General features: G+C 62.1%; 14 protein-coding genes. 8 read left to right on the top strand and 6 right to left on the bottom strand.

Annotated elements, in window-relative coordinates; translation table 11 throughout:
* The first annotated feature begins 71 nt into the window (after positions 1 to 71).
* On the top strand, positions 72 to 338 hold the full coding sequence (locus tag KW830_RS05415; RefSeq protein ID WP_218332380.1) for a hypothetical protein: 267 nt from the start codon (positions 72 to 74) through the stop codon (positions 336 to 338).
* 651 nt (positions 339 to 989) lie between these two features.
* Here the strand turns inward: KW830_RS05415 and KW830_RS21460 are convergent.
* Entirely contained in the window at positions 990 to 2735 is a 1746-nt protein-coding gene (locus KW830_RS21460) for a methyl-accepting chemotaxis protein (protein WP_218332379.1), read from the bottom strand.
* 27 nt (positions 2736 to 2762) lie between these two features.
* Positions 2763 to 3242: a chemotaxis protein CheW gene (locus KW830_RS05405; RefSeq protein ID WP_218332378.1), complete on the bottom strand. Its 480-nt coding sequence runs from the start codon at positions 3240 to 3242 to the stop codon at positions 2763 to 2765.
* An 877-nt stretch (positions 3243 to 4119) separates the two neighbouring features.
* Between KW830_RS05405 and KW830_RS05400 the strand changes: the two genes are divergently transcribed.
* On the top strand, positions 4120 to 6582 hold the full coding sequence (locus KW830_RS05400; protein WP_218332377.1) for a YgiQ family radical SAM protein: 2463 nt from the start codon (positions 4120 to 4122) through the stop codon (positions 6580 to 6582).
* A gap of 120 nt (positions 6583 to 6702) precedes the next feature.
* Here the strand turns inward: KW830_RS05400 and KW830_RS05395 are convergent, their stop codons facing one another.
* From KW830_RS05395 to KW830_RS05380, 4 genes are all read right to left on the bottom strand, one after another.
* The gene (locus tag KW830_RS05395; RefSeq protein ID WP_370626089.1) at positions 6703 to 9090 is read right to left on the bottom strand and encodes an EAL domain-containing protein; all 2388 of its coding nucleotides are present in this window, start codon (positions 9088 to 9090) and stop codon (positions 6703 to 6705) included.
* 109 nt (positions 9091 to 9199) lie between these two features.
* Positions 9200 to 10687 (bottom strand): methyl-accepting chemotaxis protein, encoded by a 1488-nt coding sequence (locus tag KW830_RS05390; protein ID WP_218332375.1) that lies wholly within the window; start codon positions 10685 to 10687, stop codon positions 9200 to 9202.
* A gap of 186 nt (positions 10688 to 10873) precedes the next feature.
* Complete coding sequence (locus KW830_RS05385) at positions 10874 to 11773, bottom strand: CoA transferase (protein ID WP_218332374.1); 900 nt, start codon at positions 11771 to 11773, stop codon at positions 10874 to 10876.
* Positions 11774 to 12074: 301 nt separating this feature from the next.
* The gene (locus KW830_RS05380) at positions 12075 to 13271 is read right to left on the bottom strand and encodes an amino acid aminotransferase (RefSeq protein WP_218332373.1); all 1197 of its coding nucleotides are present in this window, start codon (positions 13269 to 13271) and stop codon (positions 12075 to 12077) included.
* Positions 13272 to 13385: 114 nt separating this feature from the next.
* Here KW830_RS05380 and uvrB point away from each other — a divergent pair, with 114 nt between their 5' ends.
* The 6 genes from uvrB to hscB all read left to right on the top strand — a co-directional run bounded on the left by uvrB (position 13386) and on the right by hscB (position 18941).
* Positions 13386 to 15443: an excinuclease ABC subunit UvrB gene (gene uvrB / locus KW830_RS05375; RefSeq protein WP_218332372.1), complete on the top strand. Its 2058-nt coding sequence runs from the start codon at positions 13386 to 13388 to the stop codon at positions 15441 to 15443.
* A gap of 254 nt (positions 15444 to 15697) precedes the next feature.
* Positions 15698 to 16234 (top strand): Fe-S cluster assembly transcriptional regulator IscR, encoded by a 537-nt coding sequence (iscR, locus tag KW830_RS05370; RefSeq protein WP_066534422.1) that lies wholly within the window; start codon positions 15698 to 15700, stop codon positions 16232 to 16234.
* Positions 16235 to 16349: 115 nt separating this feature from the next.
* The gene (locus KW830_RS05365; protein ID WP_066534419.1) at positions 16350 to 17570 is read left to right on the top strand and encodes an IscS subfamily cysteine desulfurase; all 1221 of its coding nucleotides are present in this window, start codon (positions 16350 to 16352) and stop codon (positions 17568 to 17570) included.
* Positions 17571 to 17619: 49 nt separating this feature from the next.
* Entirely contained in the window at positions 17620 to 18018 is a 399-nt protein-coding gene (gene iscU / locus KW830_RS05360) for a Fe-S cluster assembly scaffold IscU (RefSeq protein WP_066534417.1), read from the top strand.
* A gap of 1 nt (position 18019) precedes the next feature.
* A complete protein-coding gene (iscA, locus tag KW830_RS05355; RefSeq protein WP_066534414.1) occupies positions 18020 to 18343 on the top strand; it encodes an iron-sulfur cluster assembly protein IscA in 324 nt (107 codons plus the stop codon).
* Between the two features lie 79 nt (positions 18344 to 18422).
* Positions 18423 to 18941 carry a Fe-S protein assembly co-chaperone HscB gene (hscB, locus tag KW830_RS05350; protein ID WP_066534411.1) on the top strand — a complete coding sequence of 173 codons (519 nt, stop codon included), beginning with the start codon at positions 18423 to 18425 and terminating at the stop codon, positions 18939 to 18941.
* The last annotated feature ends 41 nt before the right edge of the window (positions 18942 to 18982 follow it).

Raw genomic sequence — 18982 nt, 5'->3', positions numbered from 1 at the left:
CTTCGGTGCACTGCTAAACAGGGGAAAAAGTTTGGTGGAGATTCAGGCGAGCGGACGGGCAGCCATGGGGATTGGCCGGCCTGTGGAACACATGGGTAGACCATGCCACGGGAGAGGTGCACGAAAGCTTCACGATGCTGACCATCAATGCGGACGCGCACCCGCTGATGCGCCGCATGCACAAGCCTGACCCTAAGCTGCCGCCGGATCAGCAAGACAAGCGCAGTGTGATCCCGATTGAGCTTTCGGATGTGGATCGATGGCTGGCTGGCGCAGTCCGGGACGCGCAGGCCCTGCTCAAACTTGCCCCGCTGACGTGTTTGACGCAGAGCCTTTGATTTCGCCGTGAGCCTATGGCTGCCCGTCTTCGTTGATCATCGACCGCAGGGTCGACTGATCTTCGCACCGGCCGGCGGTGAGCAGGTGGCTGTGCCAGCTGCGCATGAACGAGTAGAACGTGCAGAAGTCGGTCTCCGTGCTTGGGAAGCCGGAGGGGTGGTCCTTCTCTGTTGTCCACAGCAGCCATTGGCTAAGCACCGCCGACCTGGCTGCGTCGCGCCGGGATAGAGCTGATTCGCTTCGCATGGCTGTACTGTAAATATATACAGTATTGTTGTGTCAAGAGCAGGGAATGGCGGTATAGGCCAGCGAAAGCAAAGAGCCCGGCACCGCAGTTGGTGCAGGGGCTCTCCTCGCTTTTGGTGTCAGTAGGTGTCGGTCGGTTTTTTAAATTCGCACGGCTTTCGCACTGATTGAGCGAGAACCCGCATGCAGCCTAGTGCGGACGCGGGTTCAATTTCCGCCAGCTGGGGCCATAACGTTCGAGGGCGTTCACTGATTTCCAGTGAACGCCCTTTGTCTTGGGTCAACCAACGTGCAACCCTCAGCATCCGTTGGCGTTGGTACCCGTGGTGCCGATCAAAGCGGATCGGCATCAAGCGCCAGGTGCACGGGGGCTTCTGGCGGATCTCAAAACACTGCGGTGGTGCTTAGAAGCTTTCCCACTCGTCGGTGGCGTCTGCGGTCTTGGTCAATGCCGCAGGCTTGGCGGGCGCTGGGGGCGCAGTTGGTGAGCTGCCCTCGATCTTGAAGGGGGCAGGGCGCGCTGAAGGTGCCGGCTTGCGGGCCTGTGGGGCCGAGCGTGGTGCTGCGGTGGATGGCGTGGTAGTCGCCGAAGCCTTGGTGGTCTGGGCTTCGCTGGGGTGGAGTTTGAAAACGGCCACGGCCTGCACCAGGTCCTGCGCCTGGCCATGCAGGCTGTTGGCGGCGGCCGACATTTCTTCCACCAGGGCGGCATTTTGCTGCGTGGCATGGTCCATCTGGGTGACCGCATCGCCCACCTGGATGACGCCGGCGCTTTGTTCCGAGCTGGCGGCGCTGATCTCGCCCATGATGTCCGTGACGCGGCGGATGCTGCTCACCACCTCGTTCATGGTGGAGCCAGCCTGATCGACCAGGGCCGTGCCTTGTTCCACGCGCTGCACGCTGGCGGTGATGAGTTCCTTGATCTCCTTGGCGGCTTCGGCGCTGCGGCCGGCCAGAGTGCGCACTTCACCTGCCACCACGGCAAAACCCCGGCCTTGCTCGCCTGCGCGGGCCGCTTCGACGGCGGCATTGAGGGCCAGGATATTGGTCTGGAAAGCGATGCCGTCGATCACGCTGATGATGTCGGCAATCTTGGTGCTGGATTGGCTGATGCCCTTCATGGTGTCCACCACCTGGGCCACCACCTGACCGCCTTGCACCGCCACGCTGGACGCGCTTTGGGCCAGCTGGTTGGCCTGGCGGGCATTGTCGGCGTTCTGCTTGACGGTGGAGCCCAGTTGTTCCATGGATGCCGCCGTTTCCTCCAGGGCACTGGCCTGGCTTTCGGTGCGGGCTGACAGGTCGAGGTTGCCCTGGGCAATTTCGGAGCTGGCCGTGGCCACGCTGTCCGAGCCCTGGCGGACGGTGCGCACCACGCCCGACAGGTTGTTTTGCATGTCGCGCAAGGCTGCCATCAACTGGCCGATTTCATCGCTGCTGGTGATGTGCACTTCTTGGCTCAGGTCGCCTGCGCCAATGCGCTGGGCGGTAGCGCGCGCGTTGTCGATGCCAGAGGCAATGCCACGCGACAGGCGCCGGCTGATGAAGACCGCAATGGCGATGGCCAGCACCACCAGGGCAGCACCCACCTGATAGAGCTGCAGGAACATGGCCTTGACCTCCGCCTCGGCGGTGGAGACGTTGCTGACTTCCGCATCGACCAAGACCTGGATGGCATCCACATAGGCATTGGTGGCGGGAATGAAGCGGTTTTGGACGAATGCCTGAATCGTCTGGTTGTCGACGGAGGCTTTCATCTGGTTCACCTCATCGCGGGTGCTCAACCAGACCTTGCGGACATCCACGACCTTGTCGGCAAGCTGTTTGGATTGTGGGTTTCGGACTTTTTCGAAGAATGCGCTTTGCTTGGCATTGGTCTCGCGGGTGGTGGCGGCCATGGACTCCTTGAAGAAGTCCAGCATGGCCGTGCCATCAGAATAGGCGACAGCCAGAGAGCGTGCCGAGTTCTGGCGCACGTCGCCCTGCCAGGCACTGGCGATCTTTAGCAGTTCGGCCGAGCGCTCCATGCGCACGGTGGCCTGGGAAATCATTTCCACACGCCAGGCCGTGGCGGCGGACAGCAGCAGCAAGATGGCAATCACGAGCGTAAAGCCCAGATTGAGCTGGCTGGAAATCTTGAGATTTTTCATGGTGTGGCAGCGAGTCTGTTCTTGTAGTTATGCGTTGGCTGGCGTCAGGCTGCTCAAGCCCATGTCCGCGCTGGTGACGAGTTTCTCGATGTCCATGAGAATAAGCATGCGGGTCTGATCGGCCTGTTCCACCGTGGCAATACCCATGATGTGCTGCGAGGACACGGCGCCATTGAACTCCGGTGCAGGCTTGATGTCTTGCGCTTGCAAAGCCACAACGTCCTGCACCGCATCCACGACCATGCCAATCACCCGGTCCGCCACATTCAAAACGATGGTGACGGTTTGGCTACCGTAGTGCACATCGGTCATGCCGAATTTGATGCGCATATCCAGCACTGGAACAATCACACCCCGCAAATTCAATACGCCCAGAATGAAGGCGGGGGCATTGGCCAGTCGGGTGGAAGGCTCATAGCCGCGAATTTCCTGGACTTTCAGGATATCAATGCCGTACTGCTCTTCTCCCAGCTGGAAGCTTAAAAATTCATTGTTGTTGGATTTCATGTCTCTGTGTGGTTGGGTTTATTGATTGCACGCAGAAGTATCCACGCACCGGGTGGTGTGAGAGCGGCGGATCAAAGAAGAAAAGGCGGCCCAATATGGCCCATGTGTGCTGCATGCACGGACCGCCTCTCACCGCCACCATGGCCATGGATGGTGTCTCCACCATGAAAAAGCTTTACTGATCCACAGCGCCGAATGACACGGGGCACCAGGTTTTGCTTCTGCGTGTAAAAGCCGAGAGGCTACGGTATCCATGGAGCGCATTGCGCATATTCCAGATGAATAAACTGTAACTTTCAGGCGATCAATTTTTGGCTATTGCCACAGGCCCTGGCGATGCCATTTTCTAAGAACAGTCCCCTGAATGGCTGCGTAGCGCCGCCATGGAATCTGGTGTGTGCGCTTTGCTTCGATATGGTTACTCTCCCGGCTGGCTGCCGCCGCCAACTACTTGGCCGGGCTGCGGCCGCAAGGGACGCATGAACCAGGATGGCAGGATCAGCACTCCGGGGCGCGACGACTGGGGTCAAGGAGGCCGGTCTGACCGTGTGGATAAGCCCCCGGCCCCCGGGGTATAGGGCCTTGCCTGCAGAGTGTGCGAAATCACATTAAAATCCTGGCAGTGGTCGCAGGTTTGCACGCTTGGCTGTGCAGACGTGGGTTGATTCCCGTTTGCGCCACCATTTCACAAAGCGCCACACAGCGTATTCGCTGGCGTGGCGTTTTTCATTGGCTGCTGCGCTGTCTGTGCCAACAGTACGGGCACCGGCCAAGGCAGTGGCCATGTATGTAGGGTGTGATACACCCACAGCAGCTATGGCAGCTGTTGATACGTACACTGTCAGGTTACGCGCCTGCTCCCCCACGGATTCGCACCATGAACGCCCCCATCGACGTCTCATTTTTTGAACGCGCAGCCAAGCCGCTGACCAGCTACAAACCGTACTGGGCCAAACGCTTTGGTCCGGCGCCGTTTCTGCCCATGAGTCGTGCGGAAATGGACCAGCTCGGCTGGGACAGCTGCGACGTGATTCTGGTCACGGGCGATGCCTATGTGGACCATCCCAGCTTTGGCATGGCCGTCATCGGCCGTGTGCTGGAGGCGCAAGGCTTTCGTGTGGGCATCATTGCCCAGCCGGACTGGACCAGTGCCGAGGCGTTCAAGGCCCTGGGCAAGCCCAATCTGTTCTGGGGCGTGACAGCGGGCAATATGGATTCGATGATCAACCGTTACACGGCTGATCGCAAGATTCGCAGCGACGATGCCTACACCCCTGGTGATGTGGCCGGCAAGCGCCCGGACCGGGCCGCCATCGTCTACTGCCAGCGCTGCCGCGAAGCCTACAAGGATGTGCCCGTCGTGTTGGGCGGCATTGAAGGGTCGCTGCGCCGTATTGCCCACTACGACTACTGGAGTGACAAGGTTCGCCGCTCCATCGTGGTGGACAGCAAGTGCGACATCCTGCTCTACGGCAATGCCGAGCGCGCGCTGGTGGAAGTGGCGCACCGCATTGCCGCGCGGGAGCCGGTGGAGCAGATCACCGATGTGCGTGGGACCTCGTTCTTCCGCCGCGCGTCCGAAGCGGGCTGGTTCGAGGTGGATTCGACCACGGTGGACGAGCCGGGCGAGGTCGAGCCTCATATCAATCCCTACATGACGACCAGTGAGCAGGCCGAGGCGCAAGGCCAGAGCTGCTCCAAGGAAGAGGTTGCGGCCGGAAATGCCGCAGGCAGCGGGGCTTCTGCCTGCGCCAGCGGTGCCGGCGATGCTCCCTCGGTCGCCAGCGTGCAGCCGATCCAGTTCGTTCCCAATCTGTCGCTGCGCAGCAAGTCCAAGCTGCCTCCGCGTGACCGTACTGTGCTGCGTCTGCCCAGCTACGAAGAGGTCAAGAGCGACCCGATTCTGTATGCCCACGCCAACCGTGTGCTGCATCTGGAGACCAACCCCGGCAACGCCCGCGCGCTGGTCCAAGCCCATGGTGAGGGCACGACGGCCCGCGATGTGTGGATGAACCCGCCTCCGATTCCGCTGACCACGGCCGAGATGGACTGGGTCTTCGGTCTGCCCTATGCACGCAGCCCGCATCCGGCCTATGCCGATGAAAAAGGCAGCCACGAAGGTGCCACCAAGATTCCGGCCTGGGAGATGATCCGCACCTCGGTGAACATCATGCGCGGCTGCTTTGGCGGCTGTACCTTCTGCTCGATCACCGAGCACGAAGGCCGCATCATCCAGAGCCGTTCGGAAGACTCCATCATCCAGGAGCTCGAGGAGATCCGCGACAAGGTCAAGGGCTTCACGGGCACCATTTCGGATCTGGGCGGGCCCACTGCCAATATGTACCGCCTGGGCTGCCGCGATCCCAAGATCGAGGCGGCCTGCCGCAAGCCCAGCTGCGTGTTCCCGGGTATCTGCCCCAACCTGCACACCGACCATGGCCCGCTGATCAAGATCTACCGCCGCGCGCGCAAGCTGCCCGGCATCAAGAAGATCCTGATCGGCTCCGGCTTGCGCTACGACCTGGCCGTCAAGTCGCCCGAGTACGTCAAGGAACTGGTGCAGCACCATGTGGGCGGCTATCTGAAGATCGCGCCCGAGCACACGGAGCAGGGGCCGCTGGGCAAGATGATGAAGCCCGGCATTGGCAGCTATGACAAGTTCAAGCAGCTGTTTGAAAAGTACAGCGAAGAGGCCGGCAAAAAGCAGTTCCTGATTCCCTATTTCATTGCGGCCCACCCGGGCACCAGCGATGAAGACATGATGAATCTGGCCATCTGGCTCAAGAAGAACGGTTTCCGCGCCGACCAGGTGCAGACCTTCTATCCCAGCCCCATGGCCACGGCCACGGCCATGTACCACAGCGGCCGCAATACCTTGACCCGTGTGCGCCGCCAGATGCGTGACGAGGCCGAAGAGCGCGTGGACATCGTGCGTGGTGAAAAGCGCCGCCGCCTGCACAAGGCCTTTTTGCGCTACCACGATCCGAACAATTGGCCGCTGCTGCGCGAGGCGCTCAAGGCCATGGGCCGTGCCGACCTGATCGGCAATGGCAAGCAGCACCTGATCCCGACCTTCCAGCCGCTGGTGGATGGCAGCTACCAGAGTGCGCGCAAGAAAAACAGCACGGCCACCAAAGGCGGCGGCACCGGTCTGGGCTACACCACCAACAAGGATGGCAAAGCCGTGGCTGTGCGCCAGCGTGTGCATAGTGCGCAGGAGCCCCAGGGTGATGTGCGCTTCCGCCGTGCCGAGCCCAAGCCGGGTCGCATGCTGACCCAGCACATCGGGCTGCCACCGCGCCCGGGCGTGGGCAAATCGCTGGGCGGCAAGAAACGCTGAGTGACCGAGAAGCCGCTTTTCTGCAAAGAGAACGCGGCTTTTTTTGTGGGTAGGGGCTGGTCGGATGCGGCAGCGGGCGGTGATGCAGCCGCCGCCCCAGCACAGCGCGTGAACAGCGTTTTATGGTGTGTCCTGGGACGCTGTGCCGAAACGCTTGGCACCTTGCGTGCTGGCGGCCGCAAAATATTCGTAGTTCCACGGCATGGGCTTGGCGATGCAGAAACCTTGTCCGTAGTCGACCCCCATTTTGCGCAGCGCATCGATGGTGGCCTCGTTTTCCACAAACTCGGCCACCGTGCGCTTGCCCATCATGTGGCCGATCTGGTTGATCATCTCCACCATCGCGAAATTGGAGGGGTTTTCCAGCATGTCGTGTACAAAGCCGCCATCGATCTTCAGGTAGTCCACGGGCAGGCGCTTGAGGTAGTTGAAGCTGGACATGCCGGCGCCAAAATCGTCCAGCGAGAAACGGCAGCCCAGGGCCTTCAACTCGGTAATCAGGCGGATGGCATTGTCCAGGTTGGCAATGGCGCTGGTTTCGGTGATTTCAAAGCACAGAATCTGCGGCGGAACGTGGAATTCCTCAATCTGCTGCTGGAGAAAGCCCAGCAGGGATTCATCGCCCAAGCTCATGCCGGACAGGTTGATGGCGCAGGTGTGTATCTCGCGCAGCTGTTTGGGGTAGCGTGCCAGGGTGTGCAGCGCATGGGTGACCACCCAGCGGTCCAGCGCCGGCATCAGGCCGTAACGTTCGGCTGCGGGGATGAAGTTGCCGGGCGGAATGATCTGCCCGTGTTCATCGGTCATGCGCAGCAGCACTTCAAAGTGCAGGCCGTGCTCGGCCCGGGTCTGGAGAGGCGCCAGGGTCTGGGCAAACAGGCAAAAGCGGTTCTGGTCCAGCGCGGTACGGATGCGCTCCACCCAGTCCATCTCGCCCATGTAGCGCTTGAAGGCATGGTCTTCGTGCTCGTAGGCCAGGACTTTGTTGCGGCCGCTTTCCTTGGCGCGCAGACAGGCCATATCGGCCATGCGCAGTAGATCCTGGGCGCAGGCATCCACACCGCTGATATGCACCATGCCAATGCTGACGCCGGTGCGCAGAATGCGCGTGCCCCACTGCAGGTGCAGGCTCTGGATGGCATGGCGCAATTTCTCTGCCACCACACTGGCCTGCTCCGGCGTGTAGTCGTGCAGCAGCACGGCAAATTCATCGCCGCCCAGCCGGGCCACGGAGTCGCTGTCGCGCGTCAGGCGGCTGATGCAGTGGCAGACTTCGCGCAGCACTTCGTCGCCCGCCGTATAGCCGGAGGTATCGTTGATCAGCTTGAACTGGTCCAGGTCCAAGTGCAGCAGGGTGGCCGGGCGCGACTGGTTGCGTGGCACGCTGAGCAGGCGTTCCAGGCGGGTGCGGAATTCGCTGCGGTTCTCCAGCCCGGTCAGCGTGTCGTGGCGGGACTGCCAGTTGAGCTGGTGCATGAAGTTCTGTTCGCGCGTGACGTCGTGCAGTACCAGCACGGCGCCGGCCAGCTGGCCTTCCTGCTGGATGGGAGAGCCCATCAGCTTGACGGCCAGTTGCTGCTGGTCGTTGCTGCGGCGTATCCAGCGTACGGCCTCATCGCGGAAGGGGTGGGGGGACTCCATCAGGCGCACAAACACCGGATCGCGGCCTTCCAGTTCGGTGCGCTCGAACACCAGCACCTTCTCCAGGGCCTGCCCGAGCAGGATGTCGGCGGGCTGACCCAGCAGAATTTCTGCCGCAGGATTGGCATAGACGATCAGCCCCTGGTCGTTCAGCGTGAGCACACCATCGCCCAGTGCCGCCAGCGTGGTGTAGCCGCGCTCGCGTTCGGAATGCAAGGCGTTTTCCACCGTGTGGCTTTGCGTCAGCAGCTTGTTCACAAACCACAAAATGGCCGAAATCAGCAGCAGCGCCGTGCCGAAGTTGATGGCCAGCAGCACCTGGGTGATCCTGCGGGAATGCACCCCTAGTGAGTCGCTGAAGGCCTGGCTCAAGGGCGCGATGCTTGCATCGATGTGGCTGATTTCCAGGTGCCAGGCCCTGCGCTGCAGCAGATCGATATTGCGCGGGTTGGTGGTGCGGGCAGTGCGGATTTCCATCGACAGCGTGACCAGCTGGTCCAGATAGGTGTCCGCAGCGCGCCACAGGCCTATCGTCTTGCGCATCCATTCCATGTCCCAGGTGAGCCGCAGAATGTCCGTGGCGGTGCCGATGTCGTCGCTGTGGACTTCTCCGCGCAGCAGCCCTTCACGCACCTGCTGGGTGTTGGTGGGGGAGCGGTCCAGGGCCAGTCTGGCCAGCCGGTCCCCCAGGGGGATCTCCAGCGCCTGGCGGAATTGCTGGTACGCCTCTTCATCGCCCTGGGCTGCGTAGCGGTCCAGATACAGGATGGCGTCTTTCTGGGCCTTGGACCAGGTGCTCTCGCCCGCCACGATGATGCGCGTGCCTGACAGCAGGTAAATGCTCGCGGTTGCCAGCAGCAGCTGCAAACAAATGGCCAGCACAAAAAGCCAGGTGCGGGCCAGGAGACTGCGTGCTTGGCTCCGGATGATCATGGGTGGGTGCGGAGGAATGGGCAGTGAATGGGCATGGGCGTGCTTACCTCGGCGACAAGGCGGTGCGCCCGGTCGCGTGGCTGCTGTGTTGCAGGGTGTTGTCGGTCTGGAAACCCGCCACCAGATGGCTAAGCCGCTGCGCCTGCTGTGCCAGTGCCTGTGCGGCGTGGCTGGATTGCTCTACCAGAGCCGCATTCTCCTGGGTCAGCGTGTCCACCTGCTGTACCGCCGAGCTGGCATGCTGCAGCTGGGTGGCCTGTTGCTGTGCGGTCTGACTGATTGCCTCGATCAGCGTGGCGACCTGCTGGGAGTGGCTGACCAGTTGGTCCATACTGTGGCCTGCCTGGCCCACCAGATTGGCTCCATGGTCGGCGTGGCCCATCGATTGTTCGATCAACTGGCGCACATCCCGGGCGGCACTGGCGCTGCGCTGGGCCAGGGCCCGTACTTCGCTGGCCACCATGGCAAAGCCCCTGCCTTGTTCCCCTGCGCGTGCGGCTTCCACGGCGGCATTCAGTGCCAGGATATTGGTCTGGAAGGCAATGGAGTCGATCAGCCCCACGATGTCACCGATCTTGCGCGCACTGCTGTGAATGGCTTCCATGGTGCTCACGACATTGCGCACCACGCTGCCGCAGGCATGTGCGCTGCTGGTGGCATGGCTGGCCATGGAGCGGGCGCTGTCGGCTTCGGCGGCGCTGTGGTGGGCACTGCTGCGGATGGCGTCCATGCTGGCAGCCGTCTGCTGCAACTGGCTCACCGCGGATTCAGCACGCTGGCCCAGGTGCTGGTTGCCTTGGGCGATGGTGTTGCTGGTCTGCAGCACCAGTGCGGCGGCGGCATGGGTTTCGGCCACCACCTCGTGCATGCGCGCCAGCGCATGGCGCACGGATTGCGCCGTGGGGCTGGTGACGGGCTTGTGCTGCACGTTCAGCGACAGCTCGCCGCTGGCGGAAGGCTGGCACAGGCTGCGCAGCTCGGCCGATTCCACTGCGTCGGTGCGCATGCGCAGCGCAATGCCCACTTCCACCGCTGTCTGTACCACCACAAACACTGCGTGCAGGACCACGCGCCCCACATCCGGCTGGGTCAGGCAGAACACGGGCAGGCCCAGCCACTGCAGGCGGTCAAAGGCCACATGGTGCACGGCAATGGCGGCGGCTGCCACCACGATGGGGCGCCAGTCACGGTAGACCAGCAAAAATGCCAGAAAAACGAACACACCGAAGTGCAGCTCGGTTTGCCCCATCGACAGCTGGATGTGCAGGGCCACCATGCCCATGCCGCACACTGCCAGCGTGCACCGGGACAGCATGGAACCGGGTGCCAGACGGTAGGTCACGGCAGCGATGGCCAGCAGAAGCAGGGCGGCGGTACTGCCGGCGCCCAGGGCGCCATAGATGCCACCCAGCGCTGCCGCGGCCACCGCCCCCAGACTCAGAATGCCCAGCACGGTCACATCCGCGCGGCATGCCATGGCATGCATGCTGGCATGCACTTCGTCCCGGGCTGGCTGCGTGACAGTCTTCATGGATGTCCCTTGTAGAGTTCCCTGCACCGCATGGAATGGGCGAGGGAGCCAGGACATTCACTGGTGCATGCTGTGGTGCACCGGCGCAACCCTCATCCAAGAGCAGGGCGGAATACGCCCCCCATGCAGCCCAGGGGCCGCTTGATTGGTACCGGCTGTGCGCAACTAACGCACGGCTTCAGTCCATTATTTGTTTCTATCTGCAAGGACATGTAGGGGAATGTCCTTTTCTACGGACAAGCGTTCTAAATCTGTACCAGCGGTGGTCTGCAGGAAGCGGGCGATTTGGTCGTGCACCGCCGGTGTGCGCATGGCCTGCACGCTGCCGTCGCACTCCACGCCTGCCAGGGCGCAGAGCTGGCGGGCAAAGTGGGGCTCCAGGGCGGCTACGGCTACATGCCCGTCGGCCGTGGCGTAGACACGATAGCCGGCATGGGCCCCGCCCACATCGCCGTTGGGAGTGGTCAGGCCCCAGTGCAGGGGCTGGGCCAGCCAGTGGGCCGCCTGGGCCAGGCCCACGTCGCGCACCACGCCGGTGCCGCTGCGTTCACGCTCCAGCAGGGCTTGCAGCAGGGCTTCGGCCGCGCTCAGGGCGCCGGCCATGTCGGCGTGCAGGCTGGTGGGCATGTGGCCGGGGCTGACCAGGCCGGCTTCGGCCTGGTAGGTCAGGTCGTGGCCGGGTTGGCTGGCTGCTTCGGCATTCAGATCCCCCTGGATGCGCACCATGCACAGCTGGGGGTAACGGGTGTGCAGGTGCTCCCAGTCCACTCCCAGCTTGACCAGGGCGCCCGGGCGGAAGGAGGTGATGAGCACATCGGTGACCAGCAGCTCCTGCTGCAGCAGCAGCTGGCCTTCCTCGGTTTTGAGATTGGCGTGCAGCACGCGCACACCCTGGTGCAGCTCGCGGTAGGCAGCAGGGCTGTACTGGGCCATGGGGTCGGCGCTGCTGCTGCCCTCGGGCGGTGGAGGCTCGAGCTTGGTGCAGATGGCGCCCATCTGGTGGCAGCGCAGCAGGGCGGCCGGCCCCGGCAGATTCAGCGCCAGGCTGAGGACGCGGATGCCTTGAAGTGTGGGGTGGTGTCTCATGGTGATCTTGTGGTTTTGATAAGGGCGGCAACGCTGCTGCGGATGGCTATCCGTCTTTATAGCCGGTATGCTGGCGCTGGCGTTCAGCCGCAGCGACAGCGTTTGCTCTGAAAATATGAGCCGCCTGTGCCCTGTGCAAGGGCTGTACAGGGCAAAAAACACATGGATTTCCCTGAGGCCGGCGCGGCACAGAGAGGTCTGCCTGCGCAATGCCGGGGGCGCAGGCATAAAAAAAGCCGCCCGAAGGCGGCTTGGCAGAACACGACCGGCTGCAGCGCAGTGCGCCGCAGCCGTCGCATCTTCAGATCACGGCAGCAATGGACTTGCAGACGTGGTCGATGTTCTTGCTGTTCAGTGCGGCCACGCACATGCGGCCGGTGTCGGTGCCGTACACGCCGAATTCATTGCGCAGGCGCACCATCTGGTCCTTGGACAGGCCGGAGTAGCTGAACATGCCGATCTGGGTGGTGATGAAGCTCATGTCTTGCTGCACGCCGGCAGCCTTCAGGCCGTCCACCAGCTTCTGGCGCATGGCCTTGATGCGCACGCGCATCTCGCCCAGCTCGGCTTCCCACTGGGCACGCAGCTCGGGGTTGTTCAGCACGGCGGCCACCACAGCGCCACCGTGGGTGGGTGGGTTGGAGTAGTTGGTGCGGATGACGATCTTCAGCTGCGACAGCACGCGGGCTGCTTCTTCCTTGTCGTTGGCCACCACGGACAGGGCGCCCACGCGCTCGCCATACAGGCTGAAGCTCTTGGAGAAGGAGGTGGAGACGAAGATGTTCAGGCCAGCGGCCACGAACTTGGCGATCACGGCGCCGTCTTCGGCCAGGCCGTAGCCAAAGCCTTGGTAGGCCATGTCCAGGAAGGCGACCAGGCCCTTGGCCTTGACCACTTCGATCACTTTGTCCCACTGGGCGGGGGTGATGTCATAGCCGGTGGGGTTGTGGCAGCAGGCGTGCAGCACCACCACGGTGCCGGGGGCTGCTGCGCTCAGGTCGGCGATCATGCCTTCGAAGTTGATGGCGCGGTTGGCGGCATCGTAGTACTTGTAGCAGTCCACTTCAAAACCGGCGTTCTGGAAGATGGCGCGGTGGTTTTCCCAGCTGGGGTCGGAGATCAGCACCTTGGCGTTGGGGTTGAGCTTCTTCAGGAAGTCTGCGCCGATCTTCAGGCCGCCCGTACCGCCCACGGCCTGCACAGTGGACACGCGGCCGGACTTGACCACGTCGGACTCGGCGCCGAACACCAGGGCCTTCACGCCGTTGTCGTAGGCAGCGATGCCGTCGATGGGCAGGTAGCCGCGGGCGGTGGGCTTGTCCATCATGGCCTTTTCAGCAGCCTGCACGCACTGCAGCAGGGGCAGCTTGCCGTTATCGTCGAAATACACGCCCACGCCCAGGTTCACTTTGTTGGGGTTGTTGTCGGCGGCGAATTGATCATTCAGGCCCAGGATCGGATCGCGGGGAGCCATCTCGACGGCGGTAAACAGAGACATGAAAAGTCCTTGATGGTGGAAATAAAGCGAGGAGCCCCCAAGTACTGCGGTAGTCTTGAGAGTTGCCCCGTTATTTTAGCCCCGGGCAGCGTCATGCGTTGAGCACATAACACCATGCAAGAAGCTATTGATACCGCGCCAGAAGGCACTTTTGTGCATTTCCCCGATTCGCCCTTCGAGCTGTTCCAGCCGTACCCGCCGGCAGGAGACCAGCCTGCGGCCATTGCCAAGCTGGTGGAAGGCATTGAGGACGGTGAGACTTTTCAGACCTTGCTGGGGGTGACAGGTTCGGGCAAGACCTTCACCATGGCCAATGTGATTGCCCGCATGGGGCGGCCGGCCATTGTGTTTGCGCCCAACAAGACGCTGGCTGCACAGCTGTACAGCGAGTTCCGCGAGTTCTTCCCGAACAACGCGGTGGAATACTTTGTCAGCTACTACGATTATTACCAGCCCGAAGCCTATGTGCCGCAGCGCGACCTGTTCATTGAAAAGGACAGCGCCATCAACGAGCACATCGAGCAGATGCGGCTGTCGTGTACCAAAAGCCTGATGGAGCGGCGCGATGTGGTGATCGTGGCCACCGTCTCGGCGATCTACGGTATCGGCGAGCCGGAGAGCTACCACCGCATGGTGATGACACTGCGCACCGGCGATACGCTGAGCCAGCGCGATGCGATCGCCCAGCTGATCCGCATGCAGTACCAGCGCAACGACCAGGAGTTCACGCGCGGCAAGTTCCGCGTGCGCGGGGATACCATCGATGTGTTCCCGTCGGAAAACTCGGAGCTGGCGCTGCGCATCGAGCTGTTCGACGATGAGGTGGAGAGCCTGCAACTGTTCGATCCGCTGACCGGGCGCGTCAAGCAAAGCATCCCGCGCTTTACCGTCTACCCCAGCAGCCACTATGTGACGCCGCGCGACAAGGTGCTGGCGGCGGTGGAGACCATCAAGCTGGAGCTGGCCGAACGCCTGAAGCAATTGGTGGGCGACGGCAAACTGGTGGAAGCCCAGCGCCTGGAGCAGCGCACGCGCTTCGATCTGGAAATGCTGTCCGAAGTGGGGCACTGCAAGGGCATCGAGAACTACACGCGCCACCTGTCGGGCTCGAACCCGGGCGATCCGCCCAGCACGCTGACCGACTACATGCCCAAGGACTCGCTGATGTTCCTGGATGAGAGCCACCAGATGATCGGCCAGCTCAACGCCATGTACAACGGTGACAAGGCGCGCAAGACCACGCTGGTGGAATATGGCTTCCGCCTGCCGTCGGCGCTGGACAACCGTCCACTGAAATTCGAGGAGTTCGAGCAGCGCATGCGCCAGGTGGTGTTTGTCTCTGCCACGCCGGCGGACTACGAAAAGACGCACTCCGGCCAGGTGGTGGACCAGGTGGTGCGGCCCACCGGACTGGTCGATCCGGAAATTGAAGTGCGTCCTGCCACCCACCAGGTGGACGATGTGCTGCAGGAAATTCGCAAGCGGTCGGACGTGGGGGAGCGGGTGCTGATCACCACGCTGACCAAGCGCATGGCCGAACAGCTGACCGACTACCTGACGGACAACGGAGTGAAGGTGCGTTATCTGCACTCGGATGTGGACACGGTGGAGCGTGTGGAAATCATCCGCGACCTGCGCCTGGGGGCTTTTGACGTGCTGGTGGGCATCAATCTGCTGCGCGAAGGCCTGGACATTCCCGAGGTGTCGCTGGTGGCCATCCTGGATGCGGACAAGGAAGGCTTTCTGCGTGCCGAGCGCAGCCTGATCCAGACCATCGGCCGCGCGGCGCGCAATCTTCACGGCAAGGCCATTCTGTATGCGGACCGGATCACGGATTCGATGCGCAAGGCCATCGACGAAACCGAACGCCGTCGCGTCAAGCAGATGGCGTACAACGAAGCGAATGGAGTGGTTCCGCAGGCCATTGTCAAGAGGGTGAAAGACCTGATTGATGGGGTCTACAGCGAAAAGAGCGGAAAAGAGGCCAAGCAACTCGAAGTACGCCAGCGTCAGGTCGAGGAAGTGCAGGAACTTTCCGAAAAGGAAATGGCCAAAGAAATCAAGCGTCTCGAGAAGGAGATGCTGGAGTTTGCGCGCAACCTGGAATTCGAGCAGGCCGCCCGTGCGCGCGATCAGTTGGCTGCGTTGAAGACGCGGATGTTGGGTGTCTAGGCATGCCGCCTGTCGGGGAAAACCGCGGGGCCGAGAAGGTCTCGCTATGCCCGCAAGCGACAAAACCATGGTATCCGACAAATTTGATGGGGTTTATGCTATACTCCTGTCAATAACTCAACAACAACACTCTTCGAAACAAAGAAGGGCTCTGGACCTTTTATAGGGCGGAGTAAGGGCGGAGACGGTGTCGGTACCAGGCATCCACTTGGCCGACGTTTCTGTAACCACAAGCCTGATTGAAGGAGCTCGCGATGCGTCTCACTACCAAAGGCCGCTTTGCGGTCACTGCCATGATCGACTTGGCCCTGCGCCAGAACAACGGTCCTGTCACCCTGGCGGCCATCAGCCAACGCCAGCAAATTTCGCTCTCTTATCTGGAGCAGTTGTTCGGCAAGCTGCGCCGCCATGAACTGGTGGAGTCGACCCGTGGTCCTGGTGGTGGATACACCCTGGCGCGCAAGGCGGCCGACATCACCGTGGCCGACATCATTGTGTCGGTGGACGAGCCCATTGACGCCACCCAGTGTGGCGGCAAGGAAAACTGCATGGGCGAAGCCGGCCGTTGCATGACCCACGAGCTGTGGGCCGCACTGAACCAGCGCATGGTCGAGTTTCTGGACTCCGTCACCCTGCAAAAGCTGGTGGACGAGCAGATCGCCAAGGGCGTTCAGATCGAGGACAAGCCGGTCGTGCGCCGTGCGATCTCGACCGCGCCGGTGGTCAAGCCCATCCGCGTGAACGCCCCGAATTCGGTTTTTGCCCTGGGCAACGCCTTCGCAAAATCCTGATTCGGCGGGTGCGTGCTGGTCCTTCGGGAGCGGCGCCCACCCGGACAACGGCCAATTATTTCGGCACATTCATTTCGGCATATTCAATTGCCAGCCTGATTTCATAGAGCCAGCCATGGACATGACCCCGCACTTCCCCATCTACCTCGACTACGGCGCCACCACGCCTGTGGATCCCCGCGTCGTGGACGCCATGATCCCGTGGCTGCGCGAGCATTTCGGCAACGCTGCCTCGCGCAGCCATGCCTGGGGTTGGGAGGCGGAGGAAGCCATCGAGAAGGCGCGCCAGCAAGTTGCAGACCTGATTGGCGCCGATCCGCGTGAAATCGTCTGGACCAGCGGTGCCACAGAATCCGACAATCTGGCCATCAAGGGTGCGGCCCAGTTCTACAAGGGCAAGGGCAAGCACCTGATCACCGTGAAGACCGAGCACAAGGCCGTGCTGGACACCATGCGTGAGCTGGAGCGCCAGGGCTTTGAAGTGACCTACCTGGATGTGCAGGAAAACGGTCTGCTGGATCTGGAGGTCTTCAAGGCCGCCATCCGCCCCGACACCATCCTGGTGAGCGTGATGGCCGTGAACAACGAGATCGGCGTGATCCAGGACCTGAACACCATTGGCGGGATCTGCCGTGAGAAGGGCATCATCTTCCACGTGGATGCTGCACAGGCCACGGGCAAGATGCCGCTGGACATGCAGACCATGCCCATCGACCTGATGAGCCTGGCTTCGCACAAGACCTACGGCCCCAAGGGCATCGGCGCTCTGTATGTGCGCCGCAAGCCGCGCATCCGCCTGGAAGCGCAGATGCATGGTGGTGGCCATGAGCGCGGCATGCGCTCGGGCACGCTGCCCACCCACCAGATCGTGGGCATGGGCGAGGCCTTCCGCATCGCCAAGGACGAAATGGCGCAGGACCTGGAGCACGCCAAGCGCCTGCAGCAGCGTCTGCTCGACGGCCTCAAGGATGTGGAGCAGGTCTTCGTGAACGGCGATCTGGAGCACCGCGTGCCCCACAACATGAACATCAGCTTCAACTACGTCGAAGGCGAGTCGCTGATCATGGGGATCAAGGGCCTGGCGGTGTCGTCGGGTTCGGCCTGCACCTCTGCCAGCCTGGAGCCCAGCTACGTGCTGCGTGCCCTGGGTCGCAGCGATGAACTGGCGCACAGCAGCCTGCGTATGACGATCGGCCGTTTCACCACGGAAGAGGAGATCGACTATGCCATCAGCACCATCCGCATCAACGTGGAAAAGCTGCGTGAACTCAGCCCCCTGTGGGAAATGTTCAAGGATGGCGTCGATCTGAGCACCATCCAGTGGGCCGCGCACTGAAGCGTCGCCAGCAGCACAGCACATACTGAAAATTCAAGAGGTAGACACCATGGCTTACTCTGACAAAGTTATTGACCACTATGAAAATCCCCGCAACGTGGGCTCCTTCGACAAGGGCGACGATTCGGTGGGTACCGGCATGGTGGGCGCTCCGGCCTGCGGCGACGTGATGAAGCTGCAGATCAAGGTCAATCCTTCGACCGGCGTGATCGAAGACGCACGCTTCAAGACCTACGGCTGCGGCTCGGCGATTGCCTCGTCGTCGCTGGTGACCGAATGGGTCAAGGGCAAGACGTTGGACGAAGCGGCTGCGCTGAAGAACAGCCAGATCGCTGAAGAACTGGCATTGCCGCCCGTGAAGGTGCACTGCTCCATCCTGGCAGAAGACGCCATCAAGGCAGCGGTCAACGACTACCGCACCAAGCACACTGCCACTGCGGAAGCCTGAAATGGCCATCACGCTGACAGAAGCGGCCGCACGCCATGTGGGGCGTTATCTGACGCGCCGCGGCAAGGGCATCGGCGTCCGCCTGGGGGTCAAGACCACGGGCTGCTCCGGCTTGGCCTACAAGCTGGAGTATGTGGACGGCGTGGAGGCCGAGGACATCGTGTTCGAAAGCCACGGCGTCAAGGTGCTGATTGATCCCAAGAGTCTGGCGTACATCGACGGAACCGAGCTGGATTTCGTGCGCGAAGGTCTGAACGAAGGCTTCAAGTTCCACAACCCCAACGAACGTGATCGTTGCGGCTGTGGCGAGAGCTTCCGCATCTGACGCGCTGTGAACGGCCTGCAGGCAGGCCGCCCATTCCTCCAAACCGCCACCGCAGCCGTGCTGGCGGTTTTTTATCGACATGAATCTGCAGTCTGACGATTTTGAACTGATGGGCCTGCCGCGCCAGTTTGCCCTGGATCGTGCACAACTGGATGCGCGCTGGAAGGAACTGCAAAAGCAGGCGCACCCGGACCGCTTTGCGGCCGAGGGCGCGGTGGCGCAGCGCGTGGCCATGCAATGGTCGGTGCGCATCAACGAGGCCTACCAACGCCTGAAGCAGCCACTCAAGCGTGCGGCCTATCTGTGCGAGTTGCTGGGCGCGCCGGTGCGTGCGGAAGACAACACCGCCATGCCGACGGCTTTCCTCATGCAGCAGATGGAATGGCGTGAAGCCCTGGATGATGCGGCCACGGAGGCGGACATCGACCGCCTGGAGCAGGAAGTGGCCGACTCCAAACGCGCCATGCTCCAGCGGTGCGAGCAATTGCTGGTGTCTCCCGAGGGAGCACAAAAAGCCGTGCAGGAGGTGAGATCCCTCATGTTCGTTGAGCGCTTTGCCCAGGACATCGATCGCCGCCGCGATCAACTGGGACAATAGGCTTCCTTCTTTTGTCGCAGCGCTGCAAGCGCGCTGCACAT

Origin of the sequence: Comamonas sp. CMM03 (assembly GCF_019218715.1) — a bacterium.
GTDB lineage: Bacteria > Pseudomonadota > Gammaproteobacteria > Burkholderiales > Burkholderiaceae_C > Comamonas > Comamonas terrigena.
This window is presented reverse-complemented; position numbering and strand designations above follow the sequence as displayed.

Excerpts from the sequence above, each read along its gene's own strand:
- KW830_RS21460 (WP_218332379.1), bottom strand. The coding sequence starts at position 2,735 with ATGAAAAATCTCAAGATTTCCAGCCAGCTCAATCTGGGCTTTACGCTC.
- KW830_RS05405 (WP_218332378.1), bottom strand. The coding sequence starts at position 3,242 with ATGAAATCCAACAACAATGAATTTTTAAGCTTCCAGCTGGGAGAAGAG.
- KW830_RS05400 (WP_218332377.1), top strand. The coding sequence starts at position 4,120 with ATGAACGCCCCCATCGACGTCTCATTTTTTGAACGCGCAGCCAAGCCG.
- KW830_RS05390 (WP_218332375.1), bottom strand. The coding sequence starts at position 10,687 with ATGAAGACTGTCACGCAGCCAGCCCGGGACGAAGTGCATGCCAGCATG.
- KW830_RS05385 (WP_218332374.1), bottom strand. The coding sequence starts at position 11,773 with ATGAGACACCACCCCACACTTCAAGGCATCCGCGTCCTCAGCCTGGCG.
- KW830_RS05380 (WP_218332373.1), bottom strand. The coding sequence starts at position 13,271 with ATGTCTCTGTTTACCGCCGTCGAGATGGCTCCCCGCGATCCGATCCTG.
- uvrB (WP_218332372.1), top strand. The coding sequence starts at position 13,386 with ATGCAAGAAGCTATTGATACCGCGCCAGAAGGCACTTTTGTGCATTTC.
- iscR (WP_066534422.1), top strand. The coding sequence starts at position 15,698 with ATGCGTCTCACTACCAAAGGCCGCTTTGCGGTCACTGCCATGATCGAC.
- KW830_RS05365 (WP_066534419.1), top strand. The coding sequence starts at position 16,350 with ATGGACATGACCCCGCACTTCCCCATCTACCTCGACTACGGCGCCACC.
- iscU (WP_066534417.1), top strand. The coding sequence starts at position 17,620 with ATGGCTTACTCTGACAAAGTTATTGACCACTATGAAAATCCCCGCAAC.
- iscA (WP_066534414.1), top strand. The coding sequence starts at position 18,020 with ATGGCCATCACGCTGACAGAAGCGGCCGCACGCCATGTGGGGCGTTAT.
- hscB (WP_066534411.1), top strand. The coding sequence starts at position 18,423 with ATGAATCTGCAGTCTGACGATTTTGAACTGATGGGCCTGCCGCGCCAG.